17 protein-coding genes are annotated in these 20,409 nt (G+C 49.1%); 14 read left to right on the top strand and 3 right to left on the bottom strand.

Annotation, left to right across the window (positions count from 1 at the left end; all coding sequences use genetic code 11):
* Nucleotides 1–239 precede the first annotated feature (239 nt).
* The 8 genes from pyk (at nucleotide 240) to ACY69O_RS01230 (ending at nucleotide 8,049) form a co-directional block, all read left to right on the top strand.
* Nucleotides 240–1,655: a pyruvate kinase gene (gene pyk, locus ACY69O_RS01265; RefSeq protein ID WP_462331656.1), complete on the top strand. Its 1,416-nt coding sequence runs from the start codon at nucleotides 240–242 to the stop codon at nucleotides 1,653–1,655.
* Nucleotides 1,656–1,672: 17 nt separating this feature from the next.
* Complete coding sequence (locus ACY69O_RS01260) at nucleotides 1,673–2,137, top strand: YbjN domain-containing protein (protein ID WP_462331655.1); 465 nt, start codon at nucleotides 1,673–1,675, stop codon at nucleotides 2,135–2,137.
* A 79-nt stretch (nucleotides 2,138–2,216) separates the two neighbouring features.
* Nucleotides 2,217–2,429: a preprotein translocase subunit SecG gene (gene secG / locus ACY69O_RS01255; protein WP_462331666.1), complete on the top strand. Its 213-nt coding sequence runs from the start codon at nucleotides 2,217–2,219 to the stop codon at nucleotides 2,427–2,429.
* A 92-nt stretch (nucleotides 2,430–2,521) separates the two neighbouring features.
* On the top strand, nucleotides 2,522–3,268 hold the full coding sequence (locus ACY69O_RS01250) for an alpha/beta hydrolase (protein ID WP_462331654.1): 747 nt from the start codon (nucleotides 2,522–2,524) through the stop codon (nucleotides 3,266–3,268).
* Nucleotides 3,269–3,270: 2 nt separating this feature from the next.
* Complete coding sequence (locus ACY69O_RS01245; protein ID WP_462331653.1) at nucleotides 3,271–3,690, top strand: PaaI family thioesterase; 420 nt, start codon at nucleotides 3,271–3,273, stop codon at nucleotides 3,688–3,690.
* A 3-nt stretch (nucleotides 3,691–3,693) separates the two neighbouring features.
* The gene (gene rnr / locus ACY69O_RS01240; RefSeq protein ID WP_462331652.1) at nucleotides 3,694–6,198 is read left to right on the top strand and encodes a ribonuclease R; all 2,505 of its coding nucleotides are present in this window, start codon (nucleotides 3,694–3,696) and stop codon (nucleotides 6,196–6,198) included.
* A gap of 13 nt (nucleotides 6,199–6,211) precedes the next feature.
* Nucleotides 6,212–6,685, top strand: coding sequence for an SsrA-binding protein SmpB (gene smpB, locus ACY69O_RS01235; RefSeq protein ID WP_462331651.1), 474 nt, complete (start codon nucleotides 6,212–6,214; stop codon nucleotides 6,683–6,685).
* 56 nt (nucleotides 6,686–6,741) lie between these two features.
* Entirely contained in the window at nucleotides 6,742–8,049 is a 1,308-nt protein-coding gene (locus ACY69O_RS01230) for a lipase family protein (protein ID WP_462331650.1), read from the top strand.
* A 372-nt stretch (nucleotides 8,050–8,421) separates the two neighbouring features.
* Here ACY69O_RS01230 and ACY69O_RS01225 read toward each other — a convergent pair whose 3' ends face one another.
* Together ACY69O_RS01225 and ACY69O_RS01220 are read right to left on the bottom strand one after the other, a co-directional pair.
* A complete protein-coding gene (locus ACY69O_RS01225; protein WP_462331649.1) occupies nucleotides 8,422–9,690 on the bottom strand; it encodes a diaminopimelate decarboxylase family protein in 1,269 nt (422 codons plus the stop codon).
* Nucleotides 9,691–9,723: 33 nt separating this feature from the next.
* Entirely contained in the window at nucleotides 9,724–10,251 is a 528-nt protein-coding gene (locus ACY69O_RS01220; protein WP_462331648.1) for a DUF4337 domain-containing protein, read from the bottom strand.
* 187 nt (nucleotides 10,252–10,438) lie between these two features.
* On the opposite strand from ACY69O_RS01220, the gene ACY69O_RS01215 reads away from it, so the two are divergent.
* From ACY69O_RS01215 to ftsZ, 6 genes are all read left to right on the top strand, one after another.
* Nucleotides 10,439–12,829 carry a DNA topoisomerase III gene (locus ACY69O_RS01215; protein WP_462331665.1) on the top strand — a complete coding sequence of 797 codons (2,391 nt, stop codon included), beginning with the start codon at nucleotides 10,439–10,441 and terminating at the stop codon, nucleotides 12,827–12,829.
* A gap of 57 nt (nucleotides 12,830–12,886) precedes the next feature.
* On the top strand, nucleotides 12,887–14,245 hold the full coding sequence (locus tag ACY69O_RS01210) for a hemolysin family protein (RefSeq protein ID WP_462331647.1): 1,359 nt from the start codon (nucleotides 12,887–12,889) through the stop codon (nucleotides 14,243–14,245).
* Nucleotides 14,242–16,152 carry an ABC-F family ATP-binding cassette domain-containing protein gene (locus tag ACY69O_RS01205; RefSeq protein ID WP_462331646.1) on the top strand — a complete coding sequence of 637 codons (1,911 nt, stop codon included), beginning with the start codon at nucleotides 14,242–14,244 and terminating at the stop codon, nucleotides 16,150–16,152. The genes ACY69O_RS01210 and ACY69O_RS01205 overlap by 4 nt, the downstream gene beginning before the upstream one ends.
* Before the next feature lie 23 nt (nucleotides 16,153–16,175).
* Nucleotides 16,176–16,553: a VOC family protein gene (locus ACY69O_RS01200; protein WP_462331645.1), complete on the top strand. Its 378-nt coding sequence runs from the start codon at nucleotides 16,176–16,178 to the stop codon at nucleotides 16,551–16,553.
* Nucleotides 16,550–17,827 carry a hexokinase family protein gene (locus tag ACY69O_RS01195; RefSeq protein ID WP_462331644.1) on the top strand — a complete coding sequence of 426 codons (1,278 nt, stop codon included), beginning with the start codon at nucleotides 16,550–16,552 and terminating at the stop codon, nucleotides 17,825–17,827. Before ACY69O_RS01200 ends, ACY69O_RS01195 begins: the two co-directional genes overlap by 4 nt.
* Nucleotides 17,828–17,948: 121 nt before the next feature.
* The gene (gene ftsZ / locus ACY69O_RS01190) at nucleotides 17,949–19,193 is read left to right on the top strand and encodes a cell division protein FtsZ (protein WP_462331643.1); all 1,245 of its coding nucleotides are present in this window, start codon (nucleotides 17,949–17,951) and stop codon (nucleotides 19,191–19,193) included.
* A gap of 52 nt (nucleotides 19,194–19,245) precedes the next feature.
* Here ftsZ and trpS read toward each other — a convergent pair whose 3' ends face one another.
* Nucleotides 19,246–20,292 (bottom strand): tryptophan--tRNA ligase, encoded by a 1,047-nt coding sequence (gene trpS, locus ACY69O_RS01185; protein ID WP_462331642.1) that lies wholly within the window; start codon nucleotides 20,290–20,292, stop codon nucleotides 19,246–19,248.
* Nucleotides 20,293–20,409: the final 117 nt, after the last annotated feature.

The raw sequence follows: 20,409 nt of genomic DNA, 5'->3' as shown, positions 1-20,409 counted from the left end.
TGTCCTTTCTATACAGACACTATATCAGTGTATTTTTTATACAATGCTTAAACAGCATATCTATCATACCGATTTTTTCTAGCTCTTGTCAAGGACGGCTGACAGTATGAAAGGAACTGCGAATTTTCAAAAACGATAGATTTTTCATTTTCTTTGCAGTGTGGTTGATGTACAATACAAATAGAAGTTATGCAATGTATATTATTTCATAAATAGATGAAGAAAGGGTGGTTAAAGGAATGCTGAAAAAAACGAAGATTGTTTGCACGGTCGGCCCGGCAACGGAACGCAAGGGAGTTCTTGAGGCACTGATGGCAAACGGAATGAACTGCGCGCGGTTCAATTTTTCACATGGAACACATGAGGAACAGAAGGCACGCATAAAAAAGGTTCGTGCAGCGGCAAAAAAAGCAGGCAAGGTCATTTCGTTTATTCTTGATACAAAGGGCCCTGAGATGCGCCTTGGAGAATTCAAGGACGGCAAGGTGCAGCTTGTTAAGGGCAATCGTTTCGTGCTTACGTATAAAGATACACCGGGTGATGAGACACATGTGTCGGTCAATCATAAAAACCTCTGGAAAGAGGTCAAGCCCGGTGATACGCTGCTGCTTTCCGATGGACTGGTCGGACTTAAGGTTGAAAAAATCGAGGGCAAGGACATTATCACGAAAATTTTGAACAGCGGACCGATGAGCACGAAAAAACGTGTCGCAGCACCCGGTGTCACTCTCGGACTGCCGCCAATTTCCAAGCAGGACGAGAAGGATATCATCTTCGGTATTGAAAATGATATGGATTTCGTTGCGGCATCCTTCATTCAGCGTGTAGAAGATGTGCATGCCATAAGGGCACTCATCAAAAAACACGGCGGGCATATGGAAATTATCCCGAAGATTGAAAATCTTGCGGGCGTGAAAAATTTCGACGAGATTCTTGAGGCATCGGACGGCATTATGGTAGCCCGCGGTGATTTGGGCGTTGAGGTCCCCGCGGAGGATGTTCCTCTCATTCAGAAAGAAATTATCGAGAAGTGCAACAAGGCAGGAAAGCCTGTCATTGTCGCAACACAGATGCTTGAGTCAATGACTTCAAATCCGCGTCCGACACGTGCGGAGGTTGCCGATGTGGCTAACGCAATTCTCGACGGTACTGATGCAATCATGCTCAGCGGCGAGACTGCAAGCGGCGATTATCCGGTGGAAGCGGTGCAGACAATGAACCGTGTAGCGCTCCGCATAGAAAAAGCCCTGAAATACAAGAGCCTGTTCGAGGGAAGAGGCATAATGCGCCGCGCGACAACCGAGGCCATTGCCCATGCAACAGTGCAGGTAGCATATGAAATAAACGCAAAGGCTATTATTACGCCGACCGAGAGCGGTTACACGACACAGATGGTTTCAAAATACCGCCCGAAGGCAGTTATCGCGGCCATGACTTACGATTCTGTTGTGGCGCGTCATCTGAATCTTCGCTGGGGTGTTGTTCCGATGCTGACCAAAAAGCGCTGGAAGAGCACAACGGAAATTCTTGAAACGGCTGCGGATATAGCCAAGGGCTACAGCCTTGTAAAAACGGGAGACCTTGCGGTCATAACCTCGGGAATCAAGAATGTTGCAGGTAAGACCAGTACGATGCGTGTTTATACAATTGACTAAAATAAGGAGCGATTTCATTGAATAAGAAAGCCGAGCTTTTTAACGAGTATGTTTCGACACTGGGAGACGATATTTTCAGCATACAGGAAACGCAGGATGATTTTGATACGGTACTTTTCCGTTCCAGTCTTGAGGTTAAGGACGGATATCAGGTGCCGATGATTGTTATTCTTGATAACACGGCCTATTCCATAGTTCGTGTCTGGGCAGCGCTTCGTTCTGTAACGGAAGAGAACAGCGCAAAGATTGCTGACTATATCAACCAGATGAACCGTCAGTTCAAATCCTTCAAATACTACGTAAACGAGGACGGAGACCTTGTGCTTGATGCCGTTGTTCCGTGTTCGGCAGAGAAGTTTGACGCAAAGCTTATGACTGAAATCATTGATTCAGCTTATGCGCACCTGCAGGAGGTATATGCTCTTATCGAGAGTGCTGTCGGTCACGAAATGGAAGCTCCGCAGGCAGACGGGGAACAATGAGTTGCTAACTTCCGTAAGATGTGGTAAGATGAAGTGATAGGTTTTAAATGGAGGAGGCAACACATTGCTTACGGTTTTAATGGTTCTCGACGCGCTTGTTGCGATCGTCCTCATTGCGGCAGTCCTGGGACAGGAGCCGAAGTCGGCCGGCATGGGCGGGCTCGATGGCGGCGGAGATACCGTTTTCAGCGGGAAGGCAAGAGGAATAGATGCACTTTTGGCGCGCATTACCGTGGTGTTTGCGATTCTTTTCGCAGCCATTACGCTCGTCATTGCAAAGATGACAATGTAAGAAGACGATTAAAGCGTTCCCGACGTAAAGCCGGGGACGTTTTTGTTCTTTGAAGGGACTTTCTTTACGCACTTTCGGAAGAGGGGTTGCTGGTGATACAACAGGGTGCCGGAGCGTTTTTTTTGCCCGGAGGAACTGACGGCGTACTTTTGATACATGGGCTGACAGGGTCACCGTCTGAAATGAGGCTTTTCGGAGAGGCATTGAACAAGGCAGGATTTACCGTTCTTGCAGTGCGTCTTCCGGGACACGGAACGACTCCTGAGGATATGGAGCATATGACTGTAGATGACTGGCGGGATGCAGTCGTCGACGGATGGAATATTTTATCCGCCATTTGTGAACGGACGGCAGTTGTTGGAATTTCCATGGGGGCGCTTCTCGCTCTTTGGCTTTCGACTGTGGAGCCTGTCTGGCAGGTGGTAGCATTGGCAGCACCGGTTTTTATCCGTGAGGCACGGCAGCTTCATCTGCTTCCGCCCCGTGAAGGCTGCAGAGGGAAATTTCTTCCGCGCATAAGAAAGAAAATGCAGAATGTGCCGCCGGAATATGGTTTCTGTTACCGTGTTATTCCTTTTCTCTCTATTCACGAGCTTTTGAAAATGATTGCGGAGACGAAGGAGCAGCTTTCAAAGGTCAAAACACGTCTTCTGGTGGTACAGAGTGAGCGTGATCATACTGTGGATGCCGAGAGCGCAAGGTTTATCATGGAGCACGTGGGCTCATCGGATAAAAAGCTCCTGTGGCTAAAATCCTCGGGCCACCGTGTGATGCTTGACTGTGAACGGGATACCGTTTTTGAGAATACGATTGCATTTTTGAAGACAGGAGCAGTATAACCATGGAAGAAAAAGAACTTAACCGCAACCAGGCAGAGGGCGATGGATTTTGCTTTGGCTGCGGACCGAATAATCCCTACGGGCTTCACCTTGATTTTCGTGTAGAGAATGACCGTTTTGTGACGAAAAAGGTACTGACACGTGAATATCAGAGCTACGGAGGAACTGTTCATGGTGGCATCGTGTCTACAATGCTTGATGAAGCAATGGGCGGCTATCTTTATGAAATAAGCGGACAGCGTTCCGTCACGGCACGAATTGACGTACGCTACCGCCGTCCTACCCCTATTGGAGAGGAACTCACCATTGCGGGCTGGATTGATTCGAAAAAAGGAAATTTCGTCAAAATGAAGGCAGAAATCGCTCTGCCCGATGGGACGATAACAGCAGAAGGAACGGCTACAATAGCCGTAATGGAGTGAAATATGCAAAAAGAAATTGAAGAAAAGATTTTAACTTACATGAGAGAAAAGGTCCACCGCCATATGCCGGCGGAGGAACTTGCGGACGGAATGGCTATTTCCGGCGCGGAGCTGGACGCTTTTTGGGAGGCGCTTTCTGCGCTGGAAAAACGTGCCGCAGTCATTAAAAACCGAAGCGGACTTTATGGACTGCCTGAGCACATGAACCTCGTGGTCGGAAAACTCAGCATGTCGGGCAAGGGCTACGGATTTATCATTCCCGATGTACGCCTTACTGAAACCGAGACAGACGTTTTTGTTCCGGGAGCAATGCTGGGAAGTGCCATGCACGGCGACCACGTAGTCGCTCGTGTAACGCCGTCGCCTATACCGGGACGTTCCCGCGAGGGTGAAATTATCCGCATTGTTGAACGTGCCAACACGAAAATTGTAGGTACTTTTGCGGCAACGCGCTCCTTTGCGTTTGTAACGCCTGATGACCAGAAGCTCGGACAGGATATTTTTGTGCCGAAAAAAGCTTTTGGCGGAGCAAAGAACGGAATGAAGGTCGTTGTGGAAATCACAAAATGGCCTGAAGGACGACACAGTGCTGAAGGACAGGTTACGGAAGTACTCGGAAAAACGGGCGATCCGGGCGTAGATGTGCTTTCTGTAATGCGCCAATATGACCTTTCGCAGGAATTTCCTGCTGATGTACAGAATCAGGCAGATCATATTCAGCAGACGGTTATGCCGCAGGAATATGAAGGCCGCCGTGACCGCCGTGACTTTACAACGGTCACTATTGACGGTGATGACTCCAAGGATTTTGATGATGCGGTCTATGCGGAGCGCCGTAAAGACGGTGGCTGGTTCCTTGGTGTCTATATTGCCGATGTGAGCTGGTATGTACGCGAGGGAGAACCCCTTGACAAAGAGGCATATGCCCGCGGAACGAGTGTTTATCTCGTTGACCGCGTTATTCCTATGCTTCCCTTTGAGCTTTCCAACGGAATCTGCAGCCTTAACCAGGGCGAGGACCGTCTTTCAATGGCGTGCGAAATGCAGATTTCCCCGAGCGGTAAGGTTGAAAGCTATGAAATTATCCCGGCGGTCATACGTGTATACCGCCGTCTGACGTACAATATCGTGAATAAAGTTCTCGTAGACAATGATCCTGAGGCGACGGAGAAGAATAAGGACCTTCTCCCGATGCTTGAAACTCTCCGTGAGCTGCGCAATGCACGCAAAAAGGTGCGCCATGCAAGAGGCTCTATAGACTTTGATCTTCCTGAGATTAAAGTAAAGCTGGACGCGGAAGGCCACCCGATTGAGCTCATTAAGAGAGAGGGCTCGCTTTCGGAGTCTATTGTTGAGGAATGTATGCTTCTCGCAAACGAGACTGTAGCGGAGCACATGGAAAAGAAGGAGCTTCCTTTCCTGTACCGTGTTCATGAGCAGCCGAACGGCGAAAAAATAGAACGTCTCAACAATCTTTTGGCTATGTTTGGACTTCATGTACAGCAGGACGAGGAGGGAGCAATCCGTCCCCGTGATGTGGAGAAGGTGCTGGAGCGTGTGGAAGGACGTCCGGAAGAGCGTATCGTAAGCGCGGTATCACTGCGTTCAATGCAGCAGGCACGCTACGCTGATGCAAATCTCGGACATTTCGGACTTGCGGCGCAGTATTATACGCATTTCACGTCACCAATCCGCCGCTATCCGGACCTTATTGTCCACAGACTCCTGCGTGAGACCTTTGCAACAGGCTCAATGTCTGCGAAAAAGCAGGATTACGTGCGCGGAATTCTGCCTGAAATTGCGACGCATACATCTCTCAGAGAGCGCGTGGCGGTAGAAGCTGAGCGTGAAACTACTGAGATGAAGGAAATAGAATACATGACTCAGTTCGTCGGTGATACCTTCACGGGTGTAATCAGCGGCGTTACTGCATTCGGTATTTTCGTAGAGCTTGAAAACGGTGTAGAAGGTCTTGTCCATGTATCACGCATGGTAAATGACTACTACGAGTACGTTGAGGAGCAGTATGCCCTGATTGGCGAACGCACAAGAAAATCCTATCAGCTCGGCGACGAGGTTGAGGTAGTTCTGGTACGCGCCAGCGTAGAGGAAAGAAATATCGACTTTATTCTTAAGGATAACGGCGTCTACGTGTCCGACGGACAGGAAAAGGCGAAAAAAGGCAGCAGCGCAAAATCCGTAAAGGCAGAGAAGCCTGCTGACAAGAAAAAAGCTTCTTCAAAGAAAAAGGCTGCAAAAAAAGAAGTATCGAAGAAGGAAAAGTCGAAAAAGGCTGCAAAAAAGTCTGACGTGAAATCAGAGTCTAAAAAGGCTGCGAAAAAAAGCTCAGAGAAAAAAACGTCAGGGACGAAGGAAAAGACAAAACGTGATTCCTCGCGTAAGGTAAATCCTATCCTGGACGGACTTCCGAGCAAGGCCGTATGGCCTGACCCGAAGCCTGCGGCAGAGAAGAAACCGCGGGGCGGACGCCGAAAGGACAAAGAGTAACGGAGGGAGCAGCATGGGAAAGAAAAATTTGGCTGAGCATATGGTTTGCGAAAACCGAAAAGCACGCCATGATTATTTCATACATGAAGCATACGAAGCCGGGATTGAGCTTTTCGGTACGGAGGTTAAATCTCTTCGGGCAGGACAGGCCAATCTTAAGGACAGCTACGGCTCCATAAAGAACGGGGAAATATTTCTCGAGAATTTTCACATAAGCCCATATGAGCACGGCAATGTTTTTAACCGCGACCCGCTTCGTCCGAAGCGCCTTTTGATGCATAAGGCGGAGATCCTCAAGCTTTTCGGGAAGACAAGAGAAAAGGGCTTCACACTTGTTCCTCTTAAGGTGTATTTCAAGAAGGGCAGGGCAAAGGTAGAGCTTGCTCTTGTAAGCGGAAAGCACACCTACGATAAGCGCAGAGACCTTGCCGAGAAGGCGGCAAAGCGCGATATGGAGAGAGATCTCCGCGAGCGCCAGAAGTATTGAGTGGTTTTCCTTAAGTATTTGCGGCAGACATGTCGGATAAGGGAGGGTAAGGTTCAATGGAGAAAAAACTTCGCTTAGTCAGAGCAGTGCTGCTGGCTGTATGTATTTTCCTGACGGGAATCATGCAGCGGGCAGAAGCGGTATCTACCATCGAACAGGATTATATGTGTGCGTGGCTGTCTCTTGCAAGCTATAACGACAGGCTGGGGCAGATTGCCCGCAGCGAGCTTGCGGCAGCGGGCTGGAATATGGAACCCTTTCACGAAAAAAACGTAAAAGCAGATACTCAGTTTTACCTTGTCAGACAGGATCAGCCCGGCGGAAAGGCACAGTATATGCTTTCCATTATGGGGACGTCAACATGGAAGGATATCGAAAACGATCTTTCACTGACAAAGATTCCCTTTGGCGGGAAAACGCCTGAAGAGTTTGCCGCTGAAGCTGCGAGAACCACAATGACGGCAAAGGAACCGCTTGTGCACAGCGGATTTAACACATATACCCAAACAGCTTTTTTCACAAATAAGATAAACGGCTGGACAATGGGAGAGCTTCTTCGCGATGAGCTTCTTGCGCATCCTGAAAGCCGTATATGTATAACAGGCCACAGTCTGGGCGGAGCTGTATCTGTACTGCTTGCGGCACGTCTTGTAGATATGGGAGTCCCTGCGGAACAGATAGATGTTGTTACCTTTGGTGCTCCCGCGGTAGGAAATGATGCCTTTGCAAAGAAATTCGAAAAGCTGAATGTACGGCGTGTGACTATGTCCGGAGACCCGGTAAAAGCAGTGCTGCAGTCACTGAGGTCAGGATACACACAGTTTGGAGAAAAGCGCAAGCTTACGGCACCTAAAGGGTCGGAAAGAGAGGCTCATGCGATGGTCGGCTATGTTGACGGAATAATGCGTGAGTATTACGATACGATTCCGGCGGATTTTACCCTTGCTCCGGGAGATTCACCTCGTGTGTTTCTGGCAGTGAGCGCGGGTTTTGACGAGCCTGTTGCCGGAGATGCGCCTTATCTTGCACGTGCGGCCGCGGAGCTGCTTTCACATCAGATTGACGGCCTCGTCGTAGGAAGTGAGGTTCCTGATACATTTGCGGGAATAGCGGCTGCTGCCCGGGCCAACGGCTGCAGATATGCTCTCGTTCAGCAGTATGAAACGGAACGGCAGAGAGAGTCGCGCGGATATCATGACTACGAAGTAATGCTTACGGAAACTGTGCTTGATACAAAAGGAAATGTTGTTTCCGTACAGCAGATGACAACAAGCACAAAGAGAATGCCTGTAGTTCTTGCAGGACTTTATAATACTGTGGCCGGAAAAGAAATGAGAGAAGCAGTGCTTAACGCATCGGAATGATTTAAGGATAAAAAAAGACCCCGCCGAAAGGCGGGGTTTTTGTGTCTGTGCTCATTAAGGTGTGTTCAGTTCCTTAGGAGTGGGTACCAACTGCCGTCTCAAGACAGGAAAAAGGGACGGCGGCCAGTTCTGTTCAGTGGGTTGTGTACAGTGAAACACAGACACGGGGTATAAACAGATGGAGTTTGGAAAAACGATATAAACCGTTTTTCTGTATATATAATAACATGATTTATAAACTTTATCCATAGATAATTTAGCATAGATAAAATTTTATTTGTGAGTACCGGTATATTTGGGAAAAGAATTGTAAAATAAGAGCTGCCGCAAAAAGGAAACCTTTTGCGGCAGCTCTTATTTGTTTAAACTCAGTTATTTTTTCATCTTATATTTGCAGCCGGGGAAGTTAAGGGTTGCAAAGTAATCGTCAAGAGTTTCGGCACGGCGGATGAGTTCAACCGATCCGTCTTCCTTCAGAAGCAGCTCCGCGCTTCTGAGTTTTCCGTTGTAGTTGAAGCCCATTGCGTGTCCGTGAGCACCGGCATCATGGATAATGATGCGATCGCCGATGGAGATTTCCGGAAGCCAGCGGTCAATGGCAAATTTATCATTGTTCTCGCAGAGGGAGCCTGTGATGTCATAGACATGATCGCAGATAGCATCTTCCTTGCCAACTACCGTTACGTGATGGTATGCGCCGTAAAGAGCCGGGCGCATGAGGTTAGCCATGCAGGAGTCGAGACCGATGTAGTCCTTGTAGGTTTTTTTCTCGTGAAGTACTGTAGATACCAGCCAGCCGTAGGGACCTGTGATGGCACGGCCCGATTCCATTGCGATGGCAAGACCGCTGAGACCTGCAGGCTCGATGATTTCCTTGTAGACCTTGTGAATACCTTCACCGACGTATTCGAGGTCGACTGCGTTGTCCTCAGGATGATATGGTATACCGATGCCGCCACCAAGGTTTACGAACTCCAGCTTGATGCCTGTTTCCTTGTAGATTTCAGCCGCGGTATTGAACATAAGGCGTGCGGTGTTGATGAAGGCATCGGAATGAAGCTCGTTGGAGATGACCATGCAGTGGAGACCGAAGCGTTTAACGCCGCGCTCCTTCGCGATTTTATACGCCTGAATGAGCTGATCATGCGTGAGACCGTATTTTGCTTCCTCAGGGCGTCCGATGATGTCGTTGCCTGCAATGCATGCTCCCGGGTTGTAACGGAAGGAAAGCACTTCAGGGAAGCCGGCGTTCTTTTCGAGGTAGTCGATATGGGATATGTCGTCGAGGTTTATGATAGCACCAAGCTCAATGGCACGCTGAAATTCATCTGCAGGAGTGTCGTTGGAGGTGAGCATGATTTTTTCTCCGCCTATGTCTGCCATGTGGGAGAGCTCAAGCTCTGCGATGGAGCTGCAGTCTGCCCCGGCACCTTCCTCCTTCATGATTTGTAAGAGTGCCGGGTTCGGTGCTGCCTTTACCGCGAAATATTCGCGGAAGGACGGAGCCCAGGAAAAAGCCTTGAAAAGACGGCGGAGATTTTCGCGGATAGCCTTTTCATCGTAAATGTGAAATGGGGTAGGATATTTTTTTATAACTTCCTCAAGCTGTGCCTGATTCAGAGGGAATGTTTTCTTCGTCATGTTGTCTGCCTCCTGTGGTTAGAGTGTGTCCATTTAAGTTGAGATAAACAGGTATGCACCGACTGAACCTATTCCAAGGCCGATGTACCAGAAGTATATGTGTTTTACAAGAGCCGCGAGGGAAACCAGCAGGATGGCAATCTGCAGATAGGTCAGTGCTTCGGCGAAGCGTCCCTGAAATGCAAGGGATTTATCGCGCAGGCTTTCGGCAGTCTTTGCTTTTTCGCTGATTTCTTTTTCCTCTGCTTTGTAACGCTCTATTGTCGACTTATATTTCTCAGTAGTTTTTGCTTTCGCTTCGGCATCAAGGGAGGGATTCATTTTCATCTGATCCAGCTGCACCTTGTAGGTGTTTTCCTTGAGGCTTTTTGCCTGATAATAAGACCAGCCGTCCGAGGCCTGATTCTGCGCAAGAATTGCCTTGTTGCCGTAGGCTCCTGCCTTCAGTGATGCAAAGGTGGCGCATATTGCAAGGAAAAGCGCAGAAAGCGCGATAAGCTGTGTTACGCGCTCAGAGAATTCTTTCTTTTTTGGTTCTTCTTTTGTCTGTTCGTCTGCCATAATAAGTCTCCTTTTATCTATTTAATGTTATACTTTACAAGTGTACATATACAAAAATATTATACCTGAGAGATTTGAAAATGCAAGAGAGAACCATGAAAATATGGTAAAATACTGTATGTATTTGGAAAGAAAAGCGACGTACAGACGTGAGTGAGTCGCTTTCCCATAAAAGGAAGTGTGAATGATGCGTCTTTATATAGCGGAAAAGCCCAGCATGGGCAGGGAGATTGCAAAGATTCTCGGTGCGCCGGTACGCAAGGGCGATGGATTTCTGGAAACACCTAACGGTATCGTGACATGGGGATTCGGACATATTCTTCGGCAGGCAGAGCCTGAGGAATATGATGAAAAATATAAAAAATGGAGAACGGAAGACCTTCCCATCGTGCCGCGGGAATGGAAGCTCATGGTGGCGGAGTCATGCCGCAAGCAGTTCGGCATTGTTAAGGGCCTTATTGAGCGCGCGGACGAAATCGTGCACGCGGGAGACCCGGACCGTGAGGGACAGCTGCTTATTGATGAAGTACTTGAATATGTAGGTAATCAGAAGCCGGTACTTCGTATTCTTCTGAACGCACTTGATGAAAAGAGCATACGGGAAGCAAATGCTGATTTGCGTGACAACCGTGATTTCGCGCATTTGAAGGAGTCGGCACTTGCACGTGCGCGTGCCGACTGGCTTATCGGTATGAATCTTTCCCGTGCCTACACACTTGCCGCGCGCAGAGCAGGCCATGACATGACACTGCCTATAGGCCGCGTAAAGACTCCTACGCTTGCTCTGGTAGTACGCCGCGAGCGTGAGATAAAGGATTTTCATCCTGTTTCCTATTACACGATAAAGGCTCATTTTACGCATGAAAATGGTGAGTTTGATGCCGCATGGAAACCGAAGGAAAGTCAGAACGGACTTGACAGTGAGGGGCGCCTGGTAGATAAAAATGAAGCGGAAGCAAGACTGCAGTCTTTTGAGAATGCGAAAACGGACGGCATTATTTCTTCGTATCAGACCACGGGCAAAAAGGAGCCCCAGCGTCTGCCGTTTTCCCTGTCGTCTCTGCAGGTGCTGGCGGGAAAAAGATTTGGCTATGACCCGCAGCAGGTGCTTGATACCGCTCAACAGCTGTATGAGAAGAAGCTTACCACATATCCGCGCTCGGACTGCGAATATCTTCCGAAAAACCAGATTCCCGCATCTAAGGCAATTTTGAAAAATCTTACCGGCATCGATGATGAGCAGCTTCAGGCATGGGCGGCAGGCGCAGACGAAAGTATCCGCAGCCGTGCCTGGAACGATAAAAAAATCACGGCCCACCATGCAATCATTCCCACGACGGTACGTGTTCAGCTCCAGACGCTGACGCCTATGCAGCGGAATATGTATTTCCTGATTGCACAGGCATATCTTGCGCAGTTTTATCCTGAGCATACATACGACCAGACAAAAATCAGCGTCCGTTACGGCGGAGAACTTTTTGCAGCCAGCGGCCGCGTGGTGAAGGAGATGGGCTGGAAGGCGCTCTATAGCGGAAAACAGGCGGAAAAGGACGAGGAGAAGGACGACGAAAGCGCACAGCTTCCGCAGATGAAAAAGCAGGATGCCGTGCAGTATAAGAGCGGAAAGCTTGATGAAAAGGAAACAAAGCCGCCGCAGAGATTTACTCCGTCCACGCTTCTTGCTGCCATGAAGGATATTCATAAATATGTGAAGGACCCGGAGGCAAAGAAACAGCTAAAGGACGTGAGCGGAATAGGGACGGAAGCGACCCGTGCCTCAATCATTGAAGACCTTATCAAGAGAAAGTTTCTGAGTCAGCAGGGCAAGAAGAAATATCTGATTCCTCAGCCGTCGGCTGAGCTTTTGGTAGATGCGCTGCCTGATGATATGACATATCCTGACAAAACAGCCGTGTGGGAGGACGAGCTCCACTCCATGGCGGCAGGCAACGGAACCATTGACGCGTTTCTGAAGGAGCAGGAGGACTTTGCGCGCCGCCTTTGTGAAAAGGCCTTTGGGGTGAAGATGGAGGTAAAGGGAGAGTATCCATGCCCCAGATGCCATCAGGGTGTTTTGACAAAGAAACATGGAAAGAACGGGGATTTCTGGGGCTGTACAAATTTCCCACGGTGCAGAATGACCTGCAATGACATGGACGGGAAGCCTGATATTTCGGGTGCGTCAAACAGGGGCTCGTATCAGCCTGCTGCTGCACGTACTTCACAGAGGCAGTACACCCCGAACAAGCCTGCTCCGCAGCCATCGTCATTCATGATGAGTGAAGATGAAATGGCCGCGTTTACTGCACAGTATCAGCCTGAGCTTTCGGCGCAGGCCTTTTTGGCACAGACGGCAGCTCCGAAGGTACGCAAATGGGGAAATGAGCCAAAGCCCTCCGCGGCACCTATGGAGCACATGACCAAGCCCAAGGAGAAGAGCCCGTGGCTTTGCCCGCACTGCAAGGAAGGAAGCCTGCAGCTGGTGCATGGAAGGAACGGTGATTTCTGGGGCTGCTCAAATTATCCCAACTGCACGGCTACATATGATGACAGCAAGGGACGTCCGGTCTTGCCGTGACAGGGGACAGGGTGTTACAATAGAAGTGATTTTGTAGAGATTTTGGAGGTTGTTTGTTTGGATTTTGCGTTTGTCTCGGGCAATCTGATTTTGATAATGGTGCTTATCATTTTCAACGGCTTTTTTGTTGCCGCTGAATTCACTATTGTCAAGGTACGCCCGTCACAGCTCGAGGAACTTATAAAGGCGGGAAAGACAAGGGCACGTTATGCAAAAATGCTGGTGGATCAGATGGATGTTTCTCTGTCTGTAACACAGCTCGGCATTACACTTGTGTCCCTGGGTTTGGGCTGGGTTGGTGAGCCGTTTTTAAGCCGCCTGCTGCAGCCTCTGTTCGAAGCGGTAAGCATTACAGGTGCCGCTGCGGAGACTATTTCGTTTACGGTTGCTTTTTCAATAATCACGGCGGCTCATATTATACTCGGTGAGCTTGCACCGAAAAATATTGCCATACAGAAGGCGCTGAACGCGCTTTTGTTTTTGGCGATTCCGCTTCTTATCTTCAAGAAGATTACATACCCGTTTGTCTGGCTTTTGAATCATGTTGCGAATTTTGTAACGCGCGCTCTGGGTTTTGAGCCTACTCCGGAGAAGGAGGATGTCCATTCCGAAGAGGAGCTGCGCATTTTGATGGCAGAAAGCCGCAAGCACGGAGCAATCGATAAGACGGAATACGATTTTGTTGATAATGTCTTTGATTTTTCGGATAAATCGGTGCGCGATATAATGGTGCCCCGTACCGATATGGTATGTCTTTTCCTGGAAAATACCGTTGAAGAAAATATCCAGGTGGCACTAAAAAAACGCCTTACACGGTATCCTATATGCCGGGAGGGCAAGGACGATATTATAGGATTTTTGCATATAAAAGACCTGCTTGATCCGCTTTGCCACGGACGCCGCCCGAATCTCCGCCGTTTGGCGCGTAGAACTCTTTTTGTTCCGGAACCTATGTCCGTTCCGCGTCTTTTGCAGACAATGCAGCAAAAGAAGGTACAGCTGGCGGTTGTTGTTGATGAATACGGCGGAACTGCCGGCATGGTAACAATAGAGGACGTTGTTGAGGAGATTGTAGGCGATATTCAGGACGAGTTCGACCATGAAAGGCCGACAGTGGAACGCAAGGGCAACCGTCTTTTCTCTGTTGATGCAAAGCTTATGCTTGAGGAGGTCAATGATATCCTTGAAATAAATATTCAGGCAGAAAATGTCGATACTCTCGGAGGCTGGCTTTATGCGCAGGTTGAAACACCACCGAGAATCGGACAGAAGGTTTCATACGAGGGCAATTCATTCTTTGTCGAGGAAGTCGAGCATCTTCGAATTACGCGTGTGCTGGTGAAGCTTGAACATGACCTTAAAGAAGAGCATGACGAGATTCATGCGCCGGGACGCCGGGAGGAAGATTCGGAATGATTTTATCGGTTGAAGGATGGACAAAAAGCTACGGTGAAAAAAGACTTTTCACCGATGTTAATCTGTCCGTCGGCGAAGGAGATAAAATCGGAATCGTCGGCGTAAACGGAACGGGAAAATCTACTTTTTTGAAAACCCTTGCGGGAGTCCTTCCGGCAGATGAGGGAACAATCCACCGCCAGCGCGGGCTTGATATGGAGTATCTGGAGCAGGATAAAGAGCTTGCTCCGGAAAACACAATCCTGATGGAAGCGCTGCGCGGCACAAGCCCTTTGATGGAGGCACTTAGAGAATATGAGATGGCTCTGGCAGATGCAGAGTCTTCTGCAGACCACGCGGCTGAAGAAAAAATCATAAAGCTCTCGGCACGTATTGATGCGCTCGACGGCTGGCAGCTTGAAAATCGCGCGAAGATGATACTGACTCGTCTCGGGTTTACCGATTTCAGAAAGCCGGTTGGAACCCTGTCGGGCGGAGAGAAAAAAAGACTTGCCCTTGCGGCGGCACTGATACGCCCCGTTGACCTTCTTTTGCTTGATGAGCCTACTAACCACCTGGACAGTGATACCATTGTGTGGCTGGAGGAATACCTTCGCCAGCAGAAGTGTGCGCTTCTTATGGTTACACATGACCGCTACTTTCTCGACAATACGGCAGGCCGTATTCTTGAGCTTGATAAAGGAAAGACCTATACATACACCGGAAATTATTCCAGTTTTCTTGAACAGAAGGCTGCGCGTATTGAACGTGAGGAAGCCGGTGAGCGCAAACGCCAGAACTTTCTGCGCCGCGAGCTTGCGTGGATACGGCGCGGGGCACAGGCACGTTCTACAAAGCAGCGTGCCCGCATAGAGCGGTATGAAGCAGTCAAGGCTGAGAGTGTTGATTTATCGAGGCAGACTGTTGAAATCGGACTGGCGGGAAGCCGTTTGGGACGGACTGTAATCGAGCTTGAGAATGTTTCGGCTTCGGTTGGTGACAGACAGATAGTCCGCGGACTCACTTATACAGTGCGCCGAAAGGACAGACTGGCTGTGTTAGGCCCGAGCGGAGTCGGGAAATCCACACTTCTCAATGTGTTTGCAGGAAAGCTCACGCCTGACAATGGGACTGTAACTATCGGGCAGACTGTAAAAATAGGGCATCTTACACAGGACACAGCGGAGATGGACGCTCGTATGCGCGCTGTTGACTATATACAGGAAACGGCACGACATGTGACACTTGCTGACGGTACAAGGCTTTCAGCAGTTCAGCTCATGGAGCGGTTCCTCTTTCCGGAGGACCTGCAGTGGGCTCCTATTTCGAAGCTTTCCGGAGGAGAAAAGAGAAGACTGTTCCTTCTGCGTATCCTCATGGAGTCTCCTAATGTACTGCTCCTTGATGAACCGACCAATGACCTTGATCTTGAAACAATGCAGGCATTGGAAGGCTTCATTGATGATTTTGCAGGTGCGATAATTTTCGTTTCACATGACAGATATTTTGTGGACCGTCTGGCAGAGCGTGTGCTTGTTCCGGAAGGTGACGGCAAATGGACTGTATATACCGGAGGCTGGTCTGAACAGCAGGCCCGCATAGAGGAAAGCATGGCTTCCATCAGAAATACGGAGTCTGAAGGAACAGGAAGGGCTGCACAGACAGAAGCTGACAAACCGGTTCCAAAACCGGCAGAAAAGAAAAAGCTGACATTCCGCGAACAGAAGGAATATGCGGAAATAGAAGATATAATTGCTTCGAAGGAGGCAGAACTGAAGGGTGTCGAAGTACAGATGACACTCGTTGCGGCAGATGATTATACGGAGCTTGCCGAACTTACCAGGGAACAGACAAGACTTACCGAAGAGCTTGATGCGCTGATGGAGCGCTGGACATATCTTGAAGGAATTGCAGAACAGGGGAATTGACGCGCGCATAGGGGGAATCTTATATGCAGTTTACATTTGTTCATAACAATCTGCACGTTTTGGATTTGGAGAGGTCTATTGCATTTTACGGAGAGGCCTTGGGTCTGCGCGAGTGCAGGCGCGTGGAGGGACACGGTCGTACCTTCGTTTATCTGAGCGACGGACACTCGGGACATGAGCTTGAGCTCACATTTGTGCATGACCGTACAACTCCGTATGATCTCGGAGAGAATGAAGTCCATCTGGCTTTTTCGGTGGATAATTTTGCCGTTGCGCATATGCTTCATGATCAGATGAACTGCATTTGCTACGAAGACCCGGAGCATGAAATTTACTTCATAAGCGACCCGGACGGATATTGGACGGAAATCCTTCCTTCGGACCATGGGAGCTTTCAGTGAACTGCGTGTGGAACAGCGCTAAGGCGCGGGAGGCGGAGGAAGCTTTTCACATTCGGGGAGGAGAGCTTTCATCTGTCGCAGCGGCATTTCGGTTTGATATTGAGCAGGGACTGAAGCAGAATGGACTATCTTCACTCCGTATGCTGCCCTCGTACGTGGCACTTCCCAAAGGAACGGAGACGGGAGATTATCTGGCACTGGATTTCGGAGGAACGAATGTGCGCGTTCTTCACCTTCGTCTTCATGGAAAAGGACGATGGGAAATAATCAAAAAGGCAGCGGCTCCCCTTCGCTGCGCGATTTATGATTATATTGGAAAAGATACCCCTGCAGAAGAGCTTTTTGATTTTTTGGCAGGACTTGTAGACTCGGCACTGGACGGGGACAATCAGACTCCGTGTATTCTGGGGCATACATTCTCGTTTCCTTCGGAGCAGGATTCTCTTGATGATGCGAAACTCATCATATGGACGAAGGAATTTGCAGTGCAGGGAGTTGAAGGAAAATATGTTAATGAACTTCTTCGCCGGGCACTTGTACGTCATGGATTTTCAAATGTAACTCCTGTAGCGGTCGTCAATGATACAGTAGCGGTTCTGCTGGCGGCGGCTTATGCTGCGGAGGACGTTTATATCGGTTCTATTTACGCCACAGGCCATAATGTATGTTATCTGGAGAATTTCGGCGGGCGGAGTCCAAAGATGATTCTGAATATGGAATCGGGAGGTTTTTCCAAGCTTGTTCCGAATGTTTTTGATACTGCGCTTGACGCGCGGTCAGAAAAACCGGGTGAACAGCGCATGGAAAAAATGACCTCAGGAAGATATCTCGGAGAGCTTTATGCATTGGCTGTTGAATCATGCTTAGGGCTTGATGAGGGGACTGTAATGGCTTTTTCGGGAGAGGAGCTGTCAATGATTCTATCCGAAGGAGCAGAGAAAGTACTGGCATTCAGAGGGATTGAAGGACTCTCCGAAGAAGAGCTTTCGCAGGCGGAAGCATTGGCAGAGGCCGTTTGCCGCCGTTCCGCAAGACTCGTGGCAGCTGAATTTACCGGAACACTGTGGCATTTGGCGGAAGGTGGAATGATTCTTCCGCAGCGTATTGCGGTGGAAGGCTCACTGTATGAAAATGTTCCTTTCCTGCAGGCTGCGCTTCATGACGCACTTGTGGAGCTTTTGGGCAGCGAGGCGAAGAATGTCGAAATCCGTACCGTGGAAGATGGTTCGGCACTTGGTGCCGCAATCGCCGCATGTCTTGCTGAAAAAAATTGAGATATATTTGCGTAAATTCATGATAACAGGCAGGAAAATGAGAATGAAACGCGAAATATATATAGTTGTAGAAAAGTTGCTGAACAGATGAAATGATTCCCACGCGGAGGAGACGAACTATATGGATTTTGATGCGAATATCAGGAATGCAATCGTACGAATCAAGGTAGTCGGTATTGGCGGCGGAGGAAACAGTGTTTTGCTCCGCCTTGCTCAGGACCAGCTTCCGGGAGTTGAGCTTCTGGCTATCAATACCGATGCCAAACAGCTTGGCGCTTTGCAGCTGGCTGGCGTGCCTACTCTGCAGATTGGTGAACGTCTTACAAAAGGACGCGGCACAGGCGGCGCTGCTGAAATCGGTGAGAAATCAGCTTTGAGCGATGAGAGCCGGCTGCAGGTTGCGCTGCGTGACGCCGACCTTGTGTTTATCACGGCAGGTATGGGCGGCGGTGTCGGTACCGGAGCCGCACCAATTGTAGCGCGCTGCATACGCGAAATGGGAATCCTTTCCGTAGGCGTCGTGACTGCCCCTTTTTCCTTTGAGGGCAGACGAAAGATGCGTGTTGCTATGGAAGGTATAGCAAAAATGCAGGCGTATATGGATGCGCTTGTCGTTATCCATAATGATAACCTCATGAAGCTCATCGACAACAGGAAGATGCCTTTGATGGAGGCATTCAAACTTGCCGACGGAGTGCTGAAGCAGGCAATAAGCTGTATTTCGGAAGTAATTCTGACGACGGGTGTTGTAAACGTAGACTTTGCAGATGTTACGTCTATTTTCCGTCAGAGCGAGTCCAGCGATGCGATTCTTGGAATCGGAGAAAGCGAAAAGGGCAGTGCGGTGGAGGCGGTGCAGCTTGCAATCACCAGCCCGCTTATAGAGCGTTCGCTTAACGGCGCTCGCGGCATTATTTTGAATATCAGCGGAGACGAAACACTGAGTCTCTTTGAGGTAAATGAAGCAACGGAGTACATACGTGAAAACACTCATCCGGATGTGAATGTCATATTCGGTACGGTAATTGATAAGAATCTTAACGGACACGTTCGCGCTACCATTGTGGCGACGGATTTTATCGACAGCGTTATTGTGCGTCAGCCGCGTCTGGGCCAGCCGCTTCCTGAGACACCGCAGGTGGCTATGCAGCCTGCTGCGCAACAGGCTCCGCCGATTCCTCAGATGCCTGTTCAGCAGGCTCCGGTTCAGCGTGAGATACCCAATGTACGTCCGCTTCCGCCGATTGAGGGAGAGGAAAGGATATCTTCTGAACAGAAGAAGGGTGCTGAGGATCTTAAGGTTCCGGATTTCTTTAATTCCAAACCATCAGGAGGGATTCCACCGTTCCGCCCCTTTGGGAAATGATTATGCAATTAAAAAGCCGACAGCCAAATGGCTGTCGGCTTTCTTTATGCTCTTACGAGAAATAATCAATCTGCATTGCATGCTTGACTTCGGCAAGAGTCTGTGCGGCAGTTTCCTCTGCCTTTTCACAGCCCTTTTTGAGCATGTCGTATACTGCGGGAATATCCTTTGCGTATTCTTCGCGGCGTTTACGAATCGGTTCAAGCTCCTCCTGAAGAATTTCATTGAGGAATTTTTTGATTTTGACATCTCCAAGACCGCCGCGCTTGTAATGGTCCTTGAGCTCATCAAGATTTGCGTAGTCGCTGAGATAACGTCCGAAGTGTTCAGGTTTGCAGAACGCATCGAGATAAGTGAAGACAGTGTTGCCTTCAACGTGTCCCGGATCAGATACCTGAATGTGAGTCGGATCCGTATACATGGACATGATTTTCTTTTTGATATCATCTGCAGAATCCGAGAGGTATATGCAGTTGCCGATGGACTTGGACATTTTTGCCTTGCCGTCAGTACCCGGCAGACGCAGACATGCCTCATTGGAAGCAAGCAGGATGTCCGGCTCCACGAGGACAGGAGCGTAGATTTCATTGAATTTGCGCACGATTTCACGTGTCTGCTCAAGCATCGGTTTCTGGTCCTCGCCTACAGGTACAGTTGTTGCCTTGAACGCAGTGATATCAGATGCCTGGCTGATAGGGTAGCAGACAAAGCCTGTGGGGACACCCTCACCAAAGTTTTTCTGCTGAATCTCAGCCTTTACGGTCGGATTGCGTTCGACACGCGCGAGAGAAACAAGATTCATATAGTACATTGTAAGCTCAGTGAGCTCAGGAATCTGCGACTGAATAAATATAATGGACTTCTCCGGATCAAGGCCTACGCCGAGATAGTCGAGGGCGACCTCGGTGATGTTTTTGCGGACCTTGCCCGGATCGGCAAAGTTATCTGTGAGAGCCTGGGCATCGGCAATCATGATAAATACTTTTTTGAATTCGCCTGTATTCTGAAGCGCAACACGCTGCCGAAGAGAACCGACATAGTGGCCGATGTGAAGATGTCCTGTCGGGCGGTCGCCTGTAAGAATTATTTTATCGCTCAAAGTTATTTCCTCCCCGTTTGTGGTTATAACAACAATATTTATTATACGGCATTGTTTGTGTTTTGCCAAAGGCAAAATACTCAAATCATGTCTGAAAAGTGTAAAGCTGACAATGAG

The organism is Schwartzia sp. (in: firmicutes) (assembly GCF_978017985.1).
This window is presented reverse-complemented; position numbering and strand designations above follow the sequence as displayed.

What these genes read in the sequence shown, in the direction of transcription:
- secG (WP_462331666.1), top strand. Translation starts at nt 2,217, where the DNA reads ATGGTTCTCGACGCGCTTGTTGCGATCGTCCTCATTGCGGCAGTCCTG.
- ACY69O_RS01230 (WP_462331650.1), top strand. Translation starts at nt 6,742, where the DNA reads ATGGAGAAAAAACTTCGCTTAGTCAGAGCAGTGCTGCTGGCTGTATGT.
- rnr (WP_462331652.1), top strand. Translation starts at nt 3,694, where the DNA reads ATGCAAAAAGAAATTGAAGAAAAGATTTTAACTTACATGAGAGAAAAG.
- ftsZ (WP_462331643.1), top strand. Translation starts at nt 17,949, where the DNA reads ATGGATTTTGATGCGAATATCAGGAATGCAATCGTACGAATCAAGGTA.
- ACY69O_RS01200 (WP_462331645.1), top strand. Translation starts at nt 16,176, where the DNA reads ATGCAGTTTACATTTGTTCATAACAATCTGCACGTTTTGGATTTGGAG.
- ACY69O_RS01215 (WP_462331665.1), top strand. Translation starts at nt 10,439, where the DNA reads ATGCGTCTTTATATAGCGGAAAAGCCCAGCATGGGCAGGGAGATTGCA.
- ACY69O_RS01245 (WP_462331653.1), top strand. Translation starts at nt 3,271, where the DNA reads ATGGAAGAAAAAGAACTTAACCGCAACCAGGCAGAGGGCGATGGATTT.
- pyk (WP_462331656.1), top strand. Translation starts at nt 240, where the DNA reads ATGCTGAAAAAAACGAAGATTGTTTGCACGGTCGGCCCGGCAACGGAA.
- ACY69O_RS01225 (WP_462331649.1), bottom strand. Translation starts at nt 9,690, where the DNA reads ATGACGAAGAAAACATTCCCTCTGAATCAGGCACAGCTTGAGGAAGTT.
- ACY69O_RS01205 (WP_462331646.1), top strand. Translation starts at nt 14,242, where the DNA reads ATGATTTTATCGGTTGAAGGATGGACAAAAAGCTACGGTGAAAAAAGA.
- ACY69O_RS01220 (WP_462331648.1), bottom strand. Translation starts at nt 10,251, where the DNA reads ATGGCAGACGAACAGACAAAAGAAGAACCAAAAAAGAAAGAATTCTCT.
- smpB (WP_462331651.1), top strand. Translation starts at nt 6,212, where the DNA reads ATGGGAAAGAAAAATTTGGCTGAGCATATGGTTTGCGAAAACCGAAAA.